The 17,579-nt window shown below is 43.3% G+C and carries 15 protein-coding genes; 9 read left to right on the top strand and 6 right to left on the bottom strand.

What is annotated here, in order from left to right; all coding sequences use genetic code 11:
• The first annotated feature begins 130 nt into the window (after window positions 1-130).
• From IEY18_RS01420 to IEY18_RS01440, 5 genes are all read left to right on the top strand, one after another.
• Window positions 131-2,497: a phosphoketolase family protein gene (locus IEY18_RS01420; RefSeq protein WP_188917084.1), complete on the top strand. Its 2,367-nt coding sequence runs from the start codon at window positions 131-133 to the stop codon at window positions 2,495-2,497.
• A 204-nt stretch (window positions 2,498-2,701) separates the two neighbouring features.
• A complete protein-coding gene (locus tag IEY18_RS01425; protein WP_188917086.1) occupies window positions 2,702-3,808 on the top strand; it encodes an OmpA family protein in 1,107 nt (368 codons plus the stop codon).
• Between the two features lie 301 nt (window positions 3,809-4,109).
• Window positions 4,110-5,063, top strand: a complete 954-nt coding sequence (gene tal, locus IEY18_RS01430) for a transaldolase (protein ID WP_188917089.1) — start codon at window positions 4,110-4,112, stop codon at window positions 5,061-5,063.
• An 18-nt stretch (window positions 5,064-5,081) separates the two neighbouring features.
• Window positions 5,082-6,719 carry a glucose-6-phosphate isomerase gene (gene pgi, locus IEY18_RS01435; RefSeq protein ID WP_188917091.1) on the top strand — a complete coding sequence of 546 codons (1,638 nt, stop codon included), beginning with the start codon at window positions 5,082-5,084 and terminating at the stop codon, window positions 6,717-6,719.
• 229 nt (window positions 6,720-6,948) lie between these two features.
• Window positions 6,949-7,134, top strand: coding sequence for a DUF3545 family protein (locus tag IEY18_RS01440; protein ID WP_188917093.1), 186 nt, complete (start codon window positions 6,949-6,951; stop codon window positions 7,132-7,134).
• 104 nt (window positions 7,135-7,238) lie between these two features.
• Here IEY18_RS01440 and IEY18_RS01445 read toward each other — a convergent pair whose 3' ends face one another.
• The gene (locus IEY18_RS01445; protein ID WP_188917095.1) at window positions 7,239-7,784 is read right to left on the bottom strand and encodes a hemerythrin domain-containing protein; all 546 of its coding nucleotides are present in this window, start codon (window positions 7,782-7,784) and stop codon (window positions 7,239-7,241) included.
• A 309-nt stretch (window positions 7,785-8,093) separates the two neighbouring features.
• Here IEY18_RS01445 and nfo point away from each other — a divergent pair, with 309 nt between their 5' ends.
• Window positions 8,094-8,945, top strand: a complete 852-nt coding sequence (gene nfo / locus IEY18_RS01450) for a deoxyribonuclease IV (protein WP_188917097.1) — start codon at window positions 8,094-8,096, stop codon at window positions 8,943-8,945.
• Between the two features lie 124 nt (window positions 8,946-9,069).
• Here the strand turns inward: nfo and thrC are convergent, their stop codons facing one another.
• Genes thrC through thrA form a run of 3 tightly spaced genes read right to left on the bottom strand, consistent with a single transcriptional unit; the run spans window position 9,070 to window position 13,792 of the window.
• A complete protein-coding gene (thrC, locus tag IEY18_RS01455) occupies window positions 9,070-10,353 on the bottom strand; it encodes a threonine synthase (protein ID WP_188917099.1) in 1,284 nt (427 codons plus the stop codon).
• Between the two features lie 35 nt (window positions 10,354-10,388).
• Window positions 10,389-11,327, bottom strand: a complete 939-nt coding sequence (gene thrB, locus IEY18_RS01460) for a homoserine kinase (RefSeq protein WP_188917101.1) — start codon at window positions 11,325-11,327, stop codon at window positions 10,389-10,391.
• Entirely contained in the window at window positions 11,324-13,792 is a 2,469-nt protein-coding gene (thrA, locus tag IEY18_RS01465) for a bifunctional aspartate kinase/homoserine dehydrogenase I (protein ID WP_188917103.1), read from the bottom strand. The genes thrB and thrA overlap by 4 nt, the downstream gene beginning before the upstream one ends.
• 581 nt (window positions 13,793-14,373) lie before the next feature.
• On the opposite strand from thrA, the gene slyD reads away from it, so the two are divergent.
• Window positions 14,374-14,964 (top strand): peptidylprolyl isomerase, encoded by a 591-nt coding sequence (gene slyD / locus IEY18_RS01470; RefSeq protein WP_188917105.1) that lies wholly within the window; start codon window positions 14,374-14,376, stop codon window positions 14,962-14,964.
• A gap of 180 nt (window positions 14,965-15,144) precedes the next feature.
• Entirely contained in the window at window positions 15,145-15,519 is a 375-nt protein-coding gene (locus tag IEY18_RS01475) for a hypothetical protein (RefSeq protein ID WP_188917107.1), read from the top strand.
• On the opposite strand, the gene trpR is transcribed toward IEY18_RS01475, so the two are convergent.
• Window positions 15,516-15,803, bottom strand: coding sequence for a trp operon repressor (gene trpR, locus IEY18_RS01480; RefSeq protein WP_188917109.1), 288 nt, complete (start codon window positions 15,801-15,803; stop codon window positions 15,516-15,518). The two genes, IEY18_RS01475 and trpR, sit on opposite strands and share 4 nt — an antisense overlap.
• A 209-nt stretch (window positions 15,804-16,012) precedes the next feature.
• On the opposite strand from trpR, the gene IEY18_RS01485 reads away from it, so the two are divergent.
• Window positions 16,013-16,462, top strand: coding sequence for a c-type cytochrome (locus tag IEY18_RS01485; RefSeq protein WP_188917867.1), 450 nt, complete (start codon window positions 16,013-16,015; stop codon window positions 16,460-16,462).
• Window positions 16,463-16,579: 117 nt separating this feature from the next.
• Here IEY18_RS01485 and IEY18_RS01490 read toward each other — a convergent pair whose 3' ends face one another.
• Window positions 16,580-17,257: a cytochrome b/b6 domain-containing protein gene (locus tag IEY18_RS01490; RefSeq protein ID WP_188917111.1), complete on the bottom strand. Its 678-nt coding sequence runs from the start codon at window positions 17,255-17,257 to the stop codon at window positions 16,580-16,582.
• Window positions 17,258-17,579 lie beyond the last annotated feature (322 nt).

Genomic DNA, 17,579 nt, shown 5'->3' on the forward strand with positions numbered 1-17,579 from the left:
CCAAAATGAACAGTTTGGTTCGGTTTACAGCGAAAAACTGGATGTAGAGCACGTTATTGTAATTAAATTACAAATATAGTGTTCACCAACAGAGATAATTAACTTTTCGAATGCTCGAGTGAGGCTAATAATGACACAACCACAAGAGATTACTGCACTTAAGAAACTAGTTCGTGCCACTAACTTTCTTGCAACGTCGCAGATCTATCTAAAGCAAAACGTTCTTTTCAAACGTGAACTAAAACACGAAGACATTAAGCCAAGACTTCTAGGCCACTGGGGTACCTGCCCGGGTATTAACTTTGTGTATGCAAACGTGAACCGTTTGATTGTGAATCACAACCGTTCATTTGTTTACCTTGTTGGTCCTGGTCACGGCTTCCCTGCTGTGCAAGCAAACCTATTCGTAGAAGGCTCGTTAAGCCACTATTATCCAGATGTCATCCCATACAATGAAGATGGTATTACAGATATCTGTCAAAAGTTTTCTGCCGCTTATGGTTACCCTTCGCATGCAAACCCTGAAGCACCTGGCCAGATCCTAGAGGGTGGTGAGCTAGGTTATTCGCTTTCTGTTGCTTGGGGTGCTGTACTCGACAATCCTGACTTAATTGCAGCATGTCTTGTGGGCGATGGCGAGGCTGAAACCGGTCCATTAGCCGCATCTTGGTATGCAAACCGTTTAGTCGACCCAGTCAATAACGGTGCAGTTCTGCCTATCGTTCATATCAATGGTTATAAAATTTCTGGCCCAACACGTATGGGGCGTATGAGCCATGAAGAGCTGGATCTCGAATTCCGCGGCCTGGGTTACCACCCAATCATTGTTGATGATGAGCTAGAAGAAGACGTTTACGTACAAATGGCGAATGCGATGGATCTTTCTTACGAAATGATCAATGACATTCAAACCCGAGCTCGTGCCGGTGAAGATATTTGCAAACCACGTTGGCCAGTCATTCTTATGCGCACAGCAAAAGGCTGGACAGGTACTGCTGAGTTTGGTGGGAAAAAGCTTGAAGGTAACTGTGATTCGCACCAAGTTATCGTCAACAAGTGTGCAACCGATAAAGGCCACCTTGACGCTCTAAATACTTGGTTAGACAGCTACAAATTCCATGAATTATATGAAATGAATGAAGCTGGTGAACTGATCTTTGATAAAGATATTCAGTCGCTTATTCCTAGGAAAGATCTGTGTTGTGGTCGCCAACACTTAAGCTATGGCGGTGAAGTCGTTCGTTCACTTGCAAAGCCAGATCTCGAAAAGCTCGGTTATGGCGCTGAAACACCTCGCGGAACTCGCGGTGAATCAATGTACAAAATGGGTGAGTGGATGCGCGATGCATTTAAACTCAACAGAGATCAACGCAACTTACGTATCTTCTGCCCTGACGAAACGTACTCGAATCAGCTACAGGCAGTGTTCGAAGAAACCAGCCGTGGTTGGACATGGCCAATCGAAAGCTGGGACAATGACATGACTCGCGATGGCCGTGTTGTAGAACTACTTTCAGAGAACTTACTTTTCGGCATGATGCATGGTTACACCGTTACTGGTCGTCACGCGATGTTCCCAACTTATGAAGCATTCTCACAAGTCGTTTCGTCTATGGCTGATCAATACTGTAAGTATGTTTATGCGAGCCAAGGCGTGCACTTCCGCAAACCGGTTCCGGCATGTAACGTCGTTCTATCTTCACTATTAGAGCGTCAAGATCACAATGGTTACTCGCACCAGAACCCGTCGTTCCTCGGAGCGATGCTCGAGAAGCACCCGCACATCATCTCAGCTTATTTACCTGCTGATGGTAACAGCACGCTTGTATACACCGAGAAAGCATACGAAGGTCGTGACAAGTTAAACATCATCGTTGCGGGTAAGAAAGAGCTTCCACAGTGGCTAACCCTTGATGAAGCACGCAAGCAAGCCGATGACGGTGTTATGGTTTGGGATTTTGCATCTGATGATAATCCTGATGTTGTACTTGCGGCATGTGGTGACTATGTCACTCAAGAGGCAATGGCGGCACTTGTTCTCATCAGAGAAATGCTTCCACGTGTTCGCATCCGTTTCGTCAGCGTCACTGAGTTAACCAGTAGTGGTCTTGGTAGCCTTGACTTCCAAAGCAAGCCTTGGTTAATGGATGAAGTGTTTACGGCTGATAAAGGTGTTGTATTCAACTACCACGGCTATCCAAACACCATTAAGAAGCTTGTATTTGATTACAAAGGCAACTCTCGCTTCCGTATTAAAGGTTACGAAGAGGAAGGCTCAACGACAACACCATTTGATATGGGTGTTCGTAACGGTACCTCTCGTTACCACTTAGTGATTGATATGGCTTACAAGCTATTCCAACAAGGTGTGATCGACGAAACTCAGCACGTTGCTATTACAACGGATATGTTGAAGCGCCTAGTTGACCATGGCAACTACATCAAAGAAAATGGTGTTGACCCGAAAGAAATCGAAAATTGGGTTTGGACTCGTTAATTCGTTAACTTGAACAAAAAGATTACAAAAAAGCATCCTTTCGGGTGTTTTTTTTTGCTTTCTAGCAACTACTTATGGAATTTTCCAGTAATAAAATGGATAATTGTCACAGTTTGCGACAAAAAATGAATCGCCCAATAAAAAGAGCAGACTCGCCATACGAGCCATGGCGCACTGGTGAACAATAAAATAAAGGAATTATTAATGATGAACAAAACACTTAAAATCGCATTACTTGCCTCAATCCTTCCGTTTGCGGCACATGCAGAGCAAGAGCTTTCACCATGGTACGTTGGTGCAGGCCTTGGTCTAAATAACTACGAGCCGAATTGTGACCAAAAAACCATGAAGGTTTGTGGTGAAGATGAGCCTTATGCATTTGATGTATTTGGTGGTTACCTACTCAACGAGAATATCGGTATTGAACTGGGTTATCGTAATCTAGGTAAGACCGAGTGGGTAGACTACAGCAACGCAATGAACGATGTTGGTGTGAAAGGTGTCTCCATTGGTCTGAACTCTTTCTGGCCTGTCGCCGAGCGCTGGTTGTTTACGGTGGAAGCTGGTGCATTGAACTACCTTATTTCTAACAATAAGCAGTACGGTTCTGAATACTATAGCGACAATGATGTCTCACCATACTTTGGTGCCGGTATCGCATACAAGCTTACAGAAAAGCTAAACCTTGCCGCTAAATACCGTCGTTACGAAAACCTAGACGAAGATAAGTGGAATACTCTGGATCTCGAGAGCAACTATTATGGTCTGGAGCTAAGCTACCGTTTTGGCGAAGTTGCGAAGCCAGCTCCCGTTGCGGCTGCACCGGTTGTTGCCGAGCCAGTTGATTCTGACGGTGATGGTGTGATGGATGATATGGATCGCTGTCAAGGCACGCCTTCAAATCACCAGGTCGACAAGTACGGCTGCTCTATCTATGTAGATAAAGTAGAAAAAATCCAAATTGCCGCGAAATTTGATAATAACTCTTCAGTTGTAAAAACGGCCTCTTACAGTGAAATTGAGCGTCTAGCTGATTTCATGAATAAGTACCCGAACTCTAAAGTAGCCATTTCGGGCCATGCTTCAAATGTCGGTTCTGCAAGCTACAACTTGACGCTGTCAGAGAAGCGCGCAAATGCAGTTGCGAAGATTCTAGTGGAGCGCTATGGCATTAGCCAAAGTCGCGTCACTGCGAAAGGTTATGGTGTGACGATGCCTCTCATTGAAGGAAGCTCTGCTGAAGCCAATGCTGCGAACCGTCGCATTGAAGGTTTAGTGACAGGTAGTGAGAAAAAACCACTGCTTAAATAAGTCAGTTTAGACTTTAAACATCCTTCAATATATTCAAGACTAGGTGAGTCTTCACCTAGTCTTTTTTATTACCGTTTACCCAATTGCTCAACAAATCAAAGCCGCGCGGTGTAACGCGCCCCACTTAATTAGACCAAATTTTCTACAGCCTTAATGATATTCACAACTCCGTCTTAAAGATTTCATATCTTATATGTAATTATTTTTCATACATGGTTGGCATTTTGTACGAAATCGCTTCTAATAGTGCGTATTGAGAATTATGTTTTCGGATTTACGAATTAAAGAAGGATATTTTTGTATGGCTACAACGCTAGAGCAGTTGAAATCTCTTACTACCATAGTTGCTGACACCGGTGATATTGAGGCAATCAAACGTTATCACCCGCAAGATGCCACCACAAACCCATCTTTGATTCTTAAAGCTTCAGAAATCCCAGAGTATGCGCCACTCATCGACGATGCTATTGCATGGGCTAAATCGCAAAGCAACCTGCTGCCGCAACAAATCATAGATGCTGGCGATAAGTTAGCTGTGAATATCGGTGTAGAAGCCCTCAAGCTCGTTCCGGGCCGAATTTCTACGGAAGTCGATGCAAGATTATCATTCGACAAACAAGGCTCTATAGAGAAAGCACACAAGCTTATTCGTCTCTATAAAGAAGCGGGAATCGATAAGTCGCGTATTCTGATCAAACTCGCTGCAACATGGGAAGGCATATGTGCAGCAAAAGAACTCGAACTTGAAGGTGTAAACTGTAACCTCACTTTGTTGTTCAGCTTTGCACAAGCTCGCGCGTGTGCTGAGGCGCATGTTTACCTTATCTCACCATTTGTGGGCCGGATTTTAGATTGGTACAAAAAGGATACTGGTCAAGATTACAGCGCAAAGGACGATCCTGGTGTCCTGTCAGTGACCGAAATCTACAATTACTATAAACAGCATGACTATAAAACCGTAGTCATGGGAGCGAGCTTCAGAAACACTGGTGAGATAATCGAGCTAGCGGGTTGTGACAGACTGACCATTGGCCCAGCTCTATTGGAAGAACTGGCTAACTCAAATCAAGTGATTGAGCGCAAACTCTTACAAGAGCAACCACAAAAAGAACAGCCTTTCTCTTTAAGTGAGTCTGAATTCCGTTGGGAGTTTAATCAGAACCCAATGGCCGTTGAAAAGCTAGCAGAAGGCATTCGCAACTTTGCCGTGGATCAAGACAAATTAGAAGTGATGCTGAAAGAGAAACTTCAGTAAAGAGTAGAGGCCACAATTATGACTAAACTCACTCAACTTCCAAGTTGGTTGGCTTTAACAGATCACGTCCAAGAAATTCCACACATGCGAGACTTGTTTGCACAAGATTCACAGCGATTTGACAACATGTCTCTCAGTGCTGCGGGGTTGTTTCTTGATTACTCAAAAAACAGAGCCACCGATAAAACGCTCTCTTTATTGTTTCAGTTGGCAAAAGAGTCGAATTTAAGCACGCATATCGCAGCGATGTTCAAGGGTGATAAAATCAACACCACCGAACAACGAGCTGTGCTTCATACCGCATTAAGGGACAATTCAGGTAAAGCAACACTTGTTGATGACATCAATATTGCGCCAGAGATTCAAACCACACTTGATAAGATGGCGCAATTTATTGACGCTGTGACTTCGGGGCGGTGGCAAGGTTATACTGGCAAAAAGATGACTGATGTTGTTAGCATCGGGATTGGCGGCTCTTTCTTAGGGCCCAAAGTGGTCTCGCAAGCACTTCGCCCATATTGGAGTGGACACGTTAATTGCCATTTTGTTGCCAATGTTGACGGCACCTCGATTAGTGAGAAACTCAAAGGCTTAAACCCAGAAACGACGCTGTTTCTCATGTCATCTAAATCATTTGGCACTCAAGAAACACTAACCAATACACTCACGGCAAAAGCCTGGTTGCTGGAACATGGGGCTAAACAGCAAGATGTAGCCCATCATTTTGTTGCAATTACATCCAACGTTGCCAAGGCAACTGAATTTGGAATTGATCCCAAGAATATCTTCCCGATGTGGGACTGGGTTGGTGGTCGCTACTCTTTGTGGTCCGCGATTGGCTTGCCAATTGCGATGCTTATTGGCATGGACAACTTCAAAGCTTTGCTCGCAGGTGCAAACAAGATGGATAAGCACTTCGCCAGCGCACCTTTTGAAGAAAATATGCCTGTAATTATGGCCATGTTGTCTTTGTGGTATACAAACTTCTATGGTGCCCAGTCAAATGTTGTTCTGACTTACGATCATTATCTACGCGGCCTTCCGGCTTATTTCCAGCAGCTTGATATGGAAAGTAACGGTAAAACAACAACGTTAAATGGCGCGTCAGTGGATTACAGTACCGGACCGGTGATTTGGGGCGGAGAAGGCACCAACGGACAACATGCGTATCACCAGTTATTGCATCAAGGAACAGGGCTCATTCCAGCTGATTTTATTATGCCTTTGCAAAGCCATAACCCTATCGGGGAACACCATATACAACTTGCTTCAAATTGTTTTGGACAAACCCAGGCATTAATGCAAGGCCGAACTTACGAAGAGTCTCTGTCAGAGCTTTCTTCTAGCTCACTCAATGAGCAAGACAAGGCGCTTATCGCTAAACATAAGGTCATGCCGGGAAATAAGCCAAGCAACACCTTGTTAATGGATAAACTAACCCCTGACACCCTTGGTGCACTCATAGCCCTCTATGAACACCGAACTTTTGTCCAAGGTGTGATATGGCAGCTTAACTCCTTTGATCAATGGGGTGTTGAGCTCGGAAAAATCCTTGGCAATGACGTACTAGAGCGTCTTGAATCCAGCAAGCCGAGCCAAACACTCGATGCATCAAGCAACGGGCTAATTAACCTATTTCGACAAGGCACCCTGTAGCTGTTCTTAATTTAGGACAATAAACACCTGTTCAAAAAGCCAGCGTTCGCTGGCTTTTGTTTTTTTAGCCTCTCACTGCGTCCAACCCTAGACGGCACCTTGCATGGCTTTCTTAACGCTTCTTGAAAATGCCATCATTCATTAACATGATTGAAACATATCTATTGCACTATGCTGAAAAAACATGCTATTAAGTAATTGTACAGTATCAATACTACAGGAGGTCGCCATGGATCGTTTAGATTATGGTAGTGCGCTAGATAATGTCGTTGAGAAACCTACCCGCTCAAGAAGCTCGAGCAAAAAGCGTAAATGGCGTGAAATTGAAGCCATAAAAGATAGACAGCGCTTAATGAAAGAGCTGCAAGATATTGATGACAGCTTCGAGTTAGATATTGATACTATTCTGTTGTAACAACAATCAAAAAGAGCGCATAAAGCGCTCTTTTTTGTTGCTCTTTGTTCACCTAAATAGACATCTCATATTTAGCGATGAGTCTCCTCGGTAAACTGAGAGAGTCACCTTTCTTCGTCCTTTGCGATATGCTGCTTGAGCTCTTCGAATAACTGATTATCATCATTGCTAAACAGAGGGTCTTCAACAAGCTTTTCTTCACATATAGTCGTAATCTTTTGCCAGTCTTCTTCATCCATTGTTGAGGCAAGTAATGGAAAAATCTCTGCTTCCTCAAATAACATATGCGCTTCTTGAAGCACGACATAGTCTTGAAGATCTTGAACCACTTGCTCCCTAGCCACAACAACGTCATTTAAGATAAGGCTTAAAGTCGACATCAAAGAAGCAGACGCTTCAATTAATCGGTCATGTTCAGCGAATAGGCGCTTCGATTTATCTTCAGCGGATACTTTCGTTAAGCAATATTCATAAACGATGTCTTCAAGAGGGTGGTGACTATGCTCGGCATATCCTTGCATATATTCAACAATATCTCGAATAAGGCTGAAACTTATATACTCACCATCCGCTAATCGTTTGTACTTATTTTTCAGTATCTTAAGCAGTATTGCGATATGCTTATGGTCATTCTTCAATCTAGGAAGCATAGCCGTCTCCATCGAATAAATTCTCAACTTTATAATAGTTAAGTGGTGAAAGAACGCACAATATAACAGATAGCTAATTTGTTTTTACATGATGAAGATCAACTTCCAACAATCTGATCTCCATAGAGTTAAAAGCAAAATGTCAATTCTGCAAGGTAACGCCCAATTCAATGCATTTCTGACTTTCAGTCACCTACGTATCGGTGAAAATAGACACAACGGCTTGAACTGAGCTATTTCAAAACCTAAACTGAGTGGCTTATTTTTGGGGCCACTCCCCCTTCTTCTTACCTGCAAGGTTATCACTAAATGCAACCCAAACGGTTTATCGGAGCACATGTGAGTGCTGCAGGCGGCGTGAGAAACGCTCCAATTAATGCGAATAAAATTGGCGCCACGGCTTTTGCATTATTTACCAAAAATCAGCGTCGATGGCAGGCAAAGGAATTAGCGCCACAAGAGATTGAACAGTTTAAGCAACACTGTCACGACTTGGGATTTACACCCAATACTATCCTTCCCCATGATAGCTATCTGATTAACTTAGGTCATCCCGACGATGAGCTGATTGACAAATCCAGAACAGCTTTTACCGAAGAGCTCTATCGTTGTGAGCAACTCGGCCTTGAGCTCTTAAACTTCCATCCAGGCTCCCACCTTCGGAAAATTTCAGAGGACAAATGCTTACAGCGAATAAGTGAGTCAATCAATATCGCCCTCGACAAATCAACGTCGGTTACAGCCGTCATTGAAAATACCGCAGGCCAAGGATCGAACCTCGGCTATAGCTTTGAGCAACTTGCGCAGATTATCCATGGCGTAGAAGATAAATGTCGAGTCGGCGTGTGTCTAGACACTTGCCATCTATTTGCTGCTGGGTATGATTTAAGTTCGAGACAAGGGTGCCAAACAACTTTTGCCGCTTTCCATTCAATCGTTGGGAATCAGTATTTAAAAGCGATGCATCTCAACGACAGTAAAACTGCACTTAACAGCCGCGTCGATCGGCATGCTTCACTAGGAAAGGGCCATATAGGCAAAACTGCATTCGAGTTTATCATGCAGCTTGACGCAACACGTTCAATTCCACTCATTTTAGAAACGGTTGAGCCTGAGATATGGCCTGAGGAAATTAACTGGCTAAATAGCTTAAGCACGTAGCGATAAAAATCGTCTAATGCTGAGGATTTTTATCTCTTAGATAGGGTCTTGCAGATACTAAAACGTTACGCGGAATTGATAAAACAAAAAGGAGCCGAAGCTCCTTTTTATACAACCATCAAATTTATTTTAACACTTTAAACATATGCGCTTTCAGCTCAGCAAAATCAGCATTCAGAGAAACCGACAAGCTTGGCTTATTCGCGACTGCTGCGAGTTCTGCTGGTAGCGGTAGATCGGTACCAAGTTCACGATCGACGACATCTTTAAACTTAGCAGGGTGCGCTGTTCCAAGAAACAGGCCTTTTTCCGATACATCCATCGTCAACGTCAATGCGTGTGCAGCAATCGCCGCGTGGGGCTCTGATTGATAACCCACTTGCTCTAATTGTTTTAAAGCTTTGCTTGTATCAGTTTCGTTAACCATTACACCTTGAATATCTGCTAAAGGCCATTCTAGTTTCGCACAAATTGCTTCAACTCTTGGCCAATTGCTTGGTTCAGAGACATCCATTGCATTCGACATCGTCGCAACAGTAGGATTCGCGAGCCATTGACCAGATGCCAAGTAGCGCGGCACGGTATCATTACTATTCGTTGCAGCGACAAAGCGCTGAATCGGTAGCCCCATCGCCTTAGCAAATAATCCTGCAGTTAAATTACCAAAGTTACCACTAGGAACAGCAACGACAGGTGCTTGCTGGTGCTGTGTATAGAACTGAGCGACAGCTTCAAAGTAATAGCATATCTGAGCCAACAAACGACTAATATTGATAGAGTTGGCTGAGTTTAAATGTAAACCATCGCGAACTTCTGGATCGTCAAATGCTTGTTTCACCATCGTTTGGCAATCATCAAAGTCTGATTGAACTGCAACCGTATGGATGTTTTTTCCAAGAGTAGTAAACATTTTTTCTTGCAGTTCACTAATTTTACCTTCTGGGTACAGCACCACCACGTTAACATTCGCTAAGCCATAAAAAGCATCGGCAACCGCTGCACCGGTATCCCCTGAAGTAGCAGTTAGGATAGTCAACTGCTTATCACCCGCTAAATGGCTTACACACTGCGCCATAAAACGTGCACCAAAATCTTTAAACGCCAAAGTTGGACCATGGAACAGCTCTAAACAGCTGCGGCGATCATCAACTTGAGCTACTGGCGCTTCAAAATTAAAAGCGCGATCCACAAGTCCATCCACAACATCTTGCCCAAGCTCTTCGGCCAACCAAGCACCTAAAACCTTTTTGCTACGCTCAGCAAAAGGCAAAGCCAATAAAGCATCAATATCTTTAATCTGTGGGATTTCGGTTGGAAAGAAAAGCCCTCGGTCTTTACCTAACCCCAGTGTTACTGCCTCACTGAAGTTCACCACTTGGGTCGGATGCTTTAAATTGTATAACTGCATATTAAAATCTGCCTTGATGAGTTTAATTGGAAAATTTAGTCGACTCGACGAGTCCCTTGCATATCCAATTTACAGATGTGGGCAAATCCCCCATCTTGTGAAAGATAATCTTGCTCGAGTAGCGCTTTTGCCTGCTTTGCTGTTTCTAGATCTTGAGTCACACTAAACAACGTCGGGCCACTACCAGAAATACCACTTGCCAGCATTCCGAGTTCTCCAAGACTTTGGCGAGCTTGTTCATAGCCTGGTATCGAGCTTGCACGATAGGGTTCAGCTAATACATCCTTAAGGACGGCGATAGCGAGTTCTTGATTCTGCTGATAGCTTGCATGCACAAAAGCAGAAAGATAACGTCCAAAATCAATTGCCGTGGCTTTATCGTATTGTTCGGGCATAAGTTCACGCATTCTAGCCGTTGATAAAGATATACCAGGATATGCGACAACCCAGTACCAGGAATCAAATGCCGGAATAGAGTCACAGATACGATCTGCTGCTTCCAACATGAGTTGCATCCCGCCTAAATAACTTGGCGCAACATTATCATAGTGAACTGAACCACTAATTTTACCTTCAAAATCACCCATGAGTTTAAGCAAGTCTTGCTCGGCGAACGGTGCATCAAAGAACTCATTTAATGCATATAGTGCTGCGACGACAGAGCTGGCACTTGAACCTAAGCCGCTACCTACGGGTAGGTTTTTTTCTAAGTTCAGTTTTAAACCATTGGCAGATACATTGGCTTGTTCCAAAAAGAATTCTGCACATTGATAAACAATGTTGTCTTGTGGCTCTTGCGGCAACTTATCAGCCCAAGGTCCACTTAATGTTAGCTCTATACCAGTTCCTGCGGCTTCAATTGTGACGCGATCACCCAGCAAGCTACCATCAATTGGCGCTAATGCAGCGCCTAACAAGTCAAAGCCAACCCCAACATTTCCCATCGATGCAGGAGCATATACTGTCAAACTCATGCGCCGATCTCCCGCGTCCAGTTCAATGTTCTCAGTACATCAGAGAATGCCCCTGCTGCAGTAACTTCTGTACCTGCGCCATATCCGCGCAATACAAATGGAATGGGCTGATAATAGCGGCTATAGAACGCCAGAGCGTTTTCACCACCTTTGACACTATAAAGCGGGTCTGTATTATCAACTTCAATAATACGGACATGGCATTTACCCTCTTCAATTTGGCCGACATAACGCAATACTTTACCCTGCGCTTTTGCTTCATTGATGCGCTGTGCAATCTCTTCATCAAGCTGGCTTAAATTTGCCATAAAGGTGTCAACATCCCCTGAAGCGTCAAAATGTTCAGGTAATACAGAGTCAACAATAACATCATCTAGTTCAAGCTCCATCCCGGTTTCACGGGCAAGGATCAGAACTTTACGAGCCACATCCATCCCGCTCAAATCATCACGGGGATCCGGCTCAGTAAAACACTTCTCGCGCGCAATTGTCGTCGCTTCAGATAAACTCATGCCTTCATCCAACATACCAAATATGTAGGATAAAGAACCCGACAATATGCCGCTAAACTTGTGCACTTTATCACCGGCATATTGAAGCTTTTTCAAATTGTCGATGACAGGAAGACCGGCGCCAACCGTTGTTTCGTATAGAAACTGACGGCGCTGTTTCAACGCTACCTGACGCAATGCTTGGTAATAAGCATAATCGCGAGTATTCGCTTTTTTGTTTGGAGTAACGACATGTAACCCAGACTCCATCACAGCAACATACTGATCGGCAATAAAACTGCTAGAGGTACAATCAACCATAACCGGGTTAAGCAATTGCTGCTCTTTAGCCCAAGCGAGAAGTGCCGGGATATCTGAAGCTGTTTCACTCTCATTCAACTCTTGCTGCCAATGACTTAAAGGGATCCCCTGAGCGTTGAGGAGCATTTTTTCCGAATTGGCAATACCACAAACGCGAATACTGATATGAAGCTCTTTAAGCATTTCTTGTTGTTGATCAATTTGCTCAAGCAAACCGGCACCAACGTTACCACAGCCTACGAGGAATACATCTAAGTACTGCTGAACATCAAAGAATCCTTGATGACACGCTGAAATTGCATGCTTTGTTTTACGTTGTTCAATGACGGTTGAAATTGATCGCTCTGACGATCCTTGAGCAATCGCAATGATATTGACACTCGCTTGTGCAAGCGCCTTAAAGAACTTGGCAGCAACGCCTTTATGGGTGCGCATTCCGTCACCAATGAGAGACACAATTGCTAAATCATGGCGAACCTCAACAGGCTCCAGCAATTCACTCTTTAATTCCAGTTCAAACTCTTGCTCAAGTGCCCATAGAACTTTGCTAGCGTCTTTGGTGGCAACACAAAAGCTCATGCTGTATTCAGATGAACTTTGAGTAATCAATGATACCGAAACACCTGCACGACTAATCGCGCCTAGCATACGGCTTGCCATGCCCACCATTCCTTTCATTCCTGGCCCTGAAACATCAAACATACTTTGATCATCAAGGTTCGAAATAGCTTTTACTTCTAACCCAGTCTTATCCTCAGCACTGGATACCAAAGTACCTGGCGCATCTGGGTTGAAGCTGTTACGGATATAACAAGGAATATGATACTGAGCAATCGGGGCGATGGTTTTGGGGTGCAAGACTTTCGCCCCAAAATACGATAGCTCCATCGCCTCTTGATAGCTCAATTGTGAAAGCAATTTGGCATCAGTCACCACACGGGGATCAGTATTATAAACCCCATCAACATCCGTCCAGATTTCACAACGACTCGCGTCAAGACAAGCAGCAAGAACTGCGGCAGAATAATCTGAGCCGTTTCGCCCAAGCGTTACAACTTCACCTTCTGCATTTGCTGCCGTATATCCAGGCATGACCCAAACACGGCTTTCATCAAGAGGTACGAGGCTGAAACGTGGCTTACTTAGGCTAATATCCACTGACGATTCAAGTGGCGTTCCATGGGCGAGGAATAGTGCTTGCGGATCTAACTTATCACTGGTTAATCCCTTGGCTCGAAGCACCTCAACCATTAGGCCTGTACTTAAACGTTCACCGGAGACAACAACTTGCGCCCGAATACTATCAGGACATACACCGAGAAGTTTTACACCAGCAAGTTTGCTTTTCCACTCTTCAATTTGTGTGGCTAAAGTTGCGCTTAACGTATCATGTTGCTCTTTTGACAGCAGCTGCTCCGAAGCATGCGCATAAAGCGTATTAAATACTCGTTCTACCTGCGCTAAAACATCCTGATAGTCTTTGCCTTTTTCAGCCATATCCGTCAGCTCAAGTAACGCGTTAGTTACCGTTGCTGGCGCGGATAATACCGTTGCTATCGGTTCTTCTTTCGCTGCGCTTGCAACGATATTTGCAGCCATAGAAAAACGCTGCCAATTCGCAAGGGAGGTACCGCCAAACTTCATTACTCTCATATTCATTCTCCGTGAACCGCGCCTTTCTTTTTGATGAAGTAGGCTTAAACAAAAAACCCGCTTCATGTTGGGAAGCGGGCTTGTGTAAATCTTTTTTCTTTAGGGTGTATCAGCCCGCCCCAACATCAATAATGATTGTTGTGGTGGTAATAATGCGAGTTTCGACTAGATACTGGCGATACATGATTAACCGTCTAAAGTGACCAATAAGTTCTTTAAGTGACTACAGAATTGCTTTTTTCGCATACTCTTGTCAACCTTTTCAAAGTGAATATTTTTTACCTTTCATTCACAAACATAACAACTATCTTATAAGCGCCTGTATTTATGGTCTAAAGACAGCCTTCAATAGGCTATATTATATTAAAAAGTCTGTGTTCCAAGTTTAAATACAATTCACTATTTTTGACTAATTAGTCAAACTTGGCATTTTTTACCTTTAAAAACGCCCTAGCAAACTTCAAGCCTAATTCAAACAATTCTTCAAAAGCTGTGCATTAATTAACATAAGCAGACTCGAATTATCGCCAGATCAGTTTTTTCACGCTATGATTCGCGCCACATTCAGAAATGGAGGCGATATGAAAATCACCCAAAACAGCGCGGTAAGCATCCATTACCGTTTATCCGATGACCAGGGTCAACAAATTGAAAACTCTTTCGATGGTGAGCCATTACTTTATCTTCATGGTTCAGAAAATTTGATCCCAGGGCTGGAAGCCGAGCTAGAAGGCAAAGAAGAGGGTGACAAGTTTGACGTAACCGTTGCCGCTGAAAACGCATATGGCCCTAGCCATGAAGGCCTAATTCAAGAAGTTCCTCTTGAAGCATTTGGCGATGCAGAAGATCTAGTACCAGGCATGCGCTTCATCGCTGAAACAGAAATGGGCCAGCGCCCTGTTCAAATCACTGAAATCAGAGATGACGTCGTTGTTGTCGATGGTAACCACCCACTTGCAGGCAAAGAGTTGAGCTTCAGCGTTGAAGTTGTTTCTGTTCGTGAAGCAACTGAAGAAGAAGTTGCCCATGGACATTTGCACGCTTCTGAAGGCGGCTGCTGTGGCGGCTCTGGCGAAAAAGAAGGCGGATGTTGTGGCGGTGGCGATCATGACCACGAACATGAGAAGAAAGAAGGTTGTGACGGGAATGGTGGCTGCGGCTGCCGCGAGTAAGTCTCAACTTCATAAAATCACACTATATTCATATCTAAAGGGGAAATTGCGACTAGCGTTTCGCACCTTCGTATGAAAATGCAGTTATAAAGCGAAAAGACCATGCAAATTTTTGTGTGGTCTTTTTTTATTGGCTTATAATGAGTGGGTATCTAGATCACACAAGCGAAGGATTGCTTAATGTTAACACGGACAATATACGAGGCTTTGCCTTTGGGTTACATCACCCTTGGTAGCTCGAGCATTATTTTATTAGAACAAAATATAGCGCTTATTTCAGCAACCATTCTTTTCTGGCTTGGCGCAAGGATTTATAACTTACGCTCCAAAAACCGCAGAACCGACAAGGAACGTAGAAGAAAACCGGGTGTACTGCCTGAGTTCTTTTACGACTTTATGCCATTTACATTTCTATTTTTAGCTTTGTTTTTTTTCAAAGTCGACTTAAGTAGTGCCATAGTAATGGCCATTATTTTAATGAGCTATAGTCTTTATATCCTTGCTCGTCGTAAAGCATATCGCAGACATAAAACCCCTAAACAAGCTTTGGCTTAAAGCGATTGATGACACAAAATTTGCCTCACCCGCTCACGATGCTCGGTGCTCATATTTTTTAAATAGTTGGAACATCGGGTAATCGTTGCAATACTCACTTGATACTCTGAGGCAATTTGTCTCTGGCTCAATTCTGAATCCAATAGTAACTGAAAAACCTTCATCCTCCCTGCTATTGCAGCTCTTTCATCTTCAGTGAGTAACAGTGCCATGAGCACTGACAACTCTTTCTCATTACTATGAATGAGGATCTTCTCCACTACTGAATCCCAATTTGCCTTCATGATCCAACTCGTATTGCCGTAACAGTACACAAATACTGTCTTAGAAACATAGAAAATTCAAGCACTGAAGAAAATTGAACAATTAAATCATCTTATAAATGCACCATAAATAATAATTAACAAATTGGTTTTATGGGCTGCTAGTTTTCTAACAAAAAAAATGTAGAATGACCTTGATCACAAATAACCACAAAAGAGAGAAGCAAGTCATGAAGGGAACCATCATCGCTTTAATCGCATCCATTGCAGTTGTCGGCGGCGCACAAGCAGCAAACTTTAAAAAAGATGAAGACGCGATTCATTATCGGAAGTCTGCATTTGGTGTAATTGCCCATAACTTTGGTGATATGGCTGCAATGCTTAAAGGTAAAAAGCCATATGACCAACAAGTATTCGAACAACGTGCAGCCAATGTCGCAGCGCTAGCGCACATCCCTGCTGAAGGCTTCCTGACAAAAACCGTAGATAGCGGTACTGAAGCACTTCCAAAAATTTGGCAAGAAAAAGCCGAATTTGATCAAATCATGGAACAATTCCAAAAAGCGGCTGCCAACCTAGCAGTTGTTGCGAAAACTGGAGATAAAAAAGCGATCAAAAAAGCATTTGGCGCAACCGGTAAAAATTGCAAGAGCTGTCATGATAGCTACAAAAAAGATTAATATAGCAACGTAATAATTACTAAAAGCTAACAAAAACATGCTCATGATTTCGATGACATCTAAAACCCGACTCAATAGAAGTCGGGTTTCTTTTGATGAGCATCGGTTCCGCTAATTTTAAAAGGCGAGCGTAAGTGGGTAAATCAAAACGTAGCCGACAATAGATGAAACGAATAAAGCGACGATAAGCCAGCGCCAAGTCGAGACAAAAATCAATGACGTTTCCCTTGCGGAATGAATGACCTTATACCCATGAATCATTGGTAAAATTAATTTATCTCCTCGCCACTGATGTACCAATACAGCGAAAATATGAACCGAAGCGAGCACTAACAGCAAATCAAAATTCTTTTTATGCAACCAAGTCGCAGCCGACGCAAACTCACTGCTAACATAGGCGACAAAGGGACCTTCACTAAAAATCTCATCCGTTGCAAACAATCCACAAGCCAATTGTAATGTCAGCACAACTAACAAAGCGATGACCATATATCCGCCCAACGGATTATGGCCAACATGAGGCTTTACACCACTTTGTTTGATGAGTTTTATATACTCTACAACTCGCCGAGGTGAGAGAATGAAATGGTTAAACCTTGCCGTGTCACTGCCAATAAAACCCCAAATAATGCGAGTGACAATTAGAATCATTAAACTATATGCTGCATATTGGTGCCATGTCATTTCGCCTTCGTTCGCAGTCCACCACAGCGTGACCAATAAACTCAGCATGGCCCAATGAAAAAAACGTGTTGGGAAGTCCCAGATTTTCATACGCTGCTGTTTTAATGACATAGCTATTCCTTTCTGTACTTATAAGTGTCCTTTGGCCGATAAAGCATTTGTTCGAAATATCGCTTTATCGTCTACACTCATAGTATGCACTGAAGCTTTAGTTGAATAAATCGGCAAATGGTGGCAATCACAGACACTTGATTTACCTCAGTGCTTATTACCATATTAGAGAAATTAAACGAGAAAAATAGAAGAAAAGGTATATACGTAGTGAAGCTTATCCACTCTAATATGACGCCAGTTTCTTAGCATTACAAGGCTTTTTGCAGCAAAAACTTCAGATATGGTTTAAGTGATCAAATTTGAAGCGAACAACATTAAA

The sequence above is a fragment of the Shewanella gelidii genome (assembly GCF_014647855.1).
GTDB lineage: Bacteria > Pseudomonadota > Gammaproteobacteria > Enterobacterales > Shewanellaceae > Shewanella > Shewanella gelidii.

Excerpts from the sequence above, each read along its gene's own strand:
- IEY18_RS01420 (WP_188917084.1), top strand. The coding sequence starts at position 131 with ATGACACAACCACAAGAGATTACTGCACTTAAGAAACTAGTTCGTGCC.
- IEY18_RS01425 (WP_188917086.1), top strand. The coding sequence starts at position 2,702 with ATGATGAACAAAACACTTAAAATCGCATTACTTGCCTCAATCCTTCCG.
- tal (WP_188917089.1), top strand. The coding sequence starts at position 4,110 with ATGGCTACAACGCTAGAGCAGTTGAAATCTCTTACTACCATAGTTGCT.
- pgi (WP_188917091.1), top strand. The coding sequence starts at position 5,082 with ATGACTAAACTCACTCAACTTCCAAGTTGGTTGGCTTTAACAGATCAC.
- IEY18_RS01440 (WP_188917093.1), top strand. The coding sequence starts at position 6,949 with ATGGATCGTTTAGATTATGGTAGTGCGCTAGATAATGTCGTTGAGAAA.
- IEY18_RS01445 (WP_188917095.1), bottom strand. The coding sequence starts at position 7,784 with ATGCTTCCTAGATTGAAGAATGACCATAAGCATATCGCAATACTGCTT.
- nfo (WP_188917097.1), top strand. The coding sequence starts at position 8,094 with ATGCAACCCAAACGGTTTATCGGAGCACATGTGAGTGCTGCAGGCGGC.
- thrC (WP_188917099.1), bottom strand. The coding sequence starts at position 10,353 with ATGCAGTTATACAATTTAAAGCATCCGACCCAAGTGGTGAACTTCAGT.
- thrB (WP_188917101.1), bottom strand. The coding sequence starts at position 11,327 with ATGAGTTTGACAGTATATGCTCCTGCATCGATGGGAAATGTTGGGGTT.
- thrA (WP_188917103.1), bottom strand. The coding sequence starts at position 13,792 with ATGAGAGTAATGAAGTTTGGCGGTACCTCCCTTGCGAATTGGCAGCGT.
- slyD (WP_188917105.1), top strand. The coding sequence starts at position 14,374 with ATGAAAATCACCCAAAACAGCGCGGTAAGCATCCATTACCGTTTATCC.
- IEY18_RS01475 (WP_188917107.1), top strand. The coding sequence starts at position 15,145 with ATGTTAACACGGACAATATACGAGGCTTTGCCTTTGGGTTACATCACC.
- trpR (WP_188917109.1), bottom strand. The coding sequence starts at position 15,803 with ATGAAGGCAAATTGGGATTCAGTAGTGGAGAAGATCCTCATTCATAGT.
- IEY18_RS01485 (WP_188917867.1), top strand. The coding sequence starts at position 16,013 with ATGAAGGGAACCATCATCGCTTTAATCGCATCCATTGCAGTTGTCGGC.
- IEY18_RS01490 (WP_188917111.1), bottom strand. The coding sequence starts at position 17,257 with ATGTCATTAAAACAGCAGCGTATGAAAATCTGGGACTTCCCAACACGT.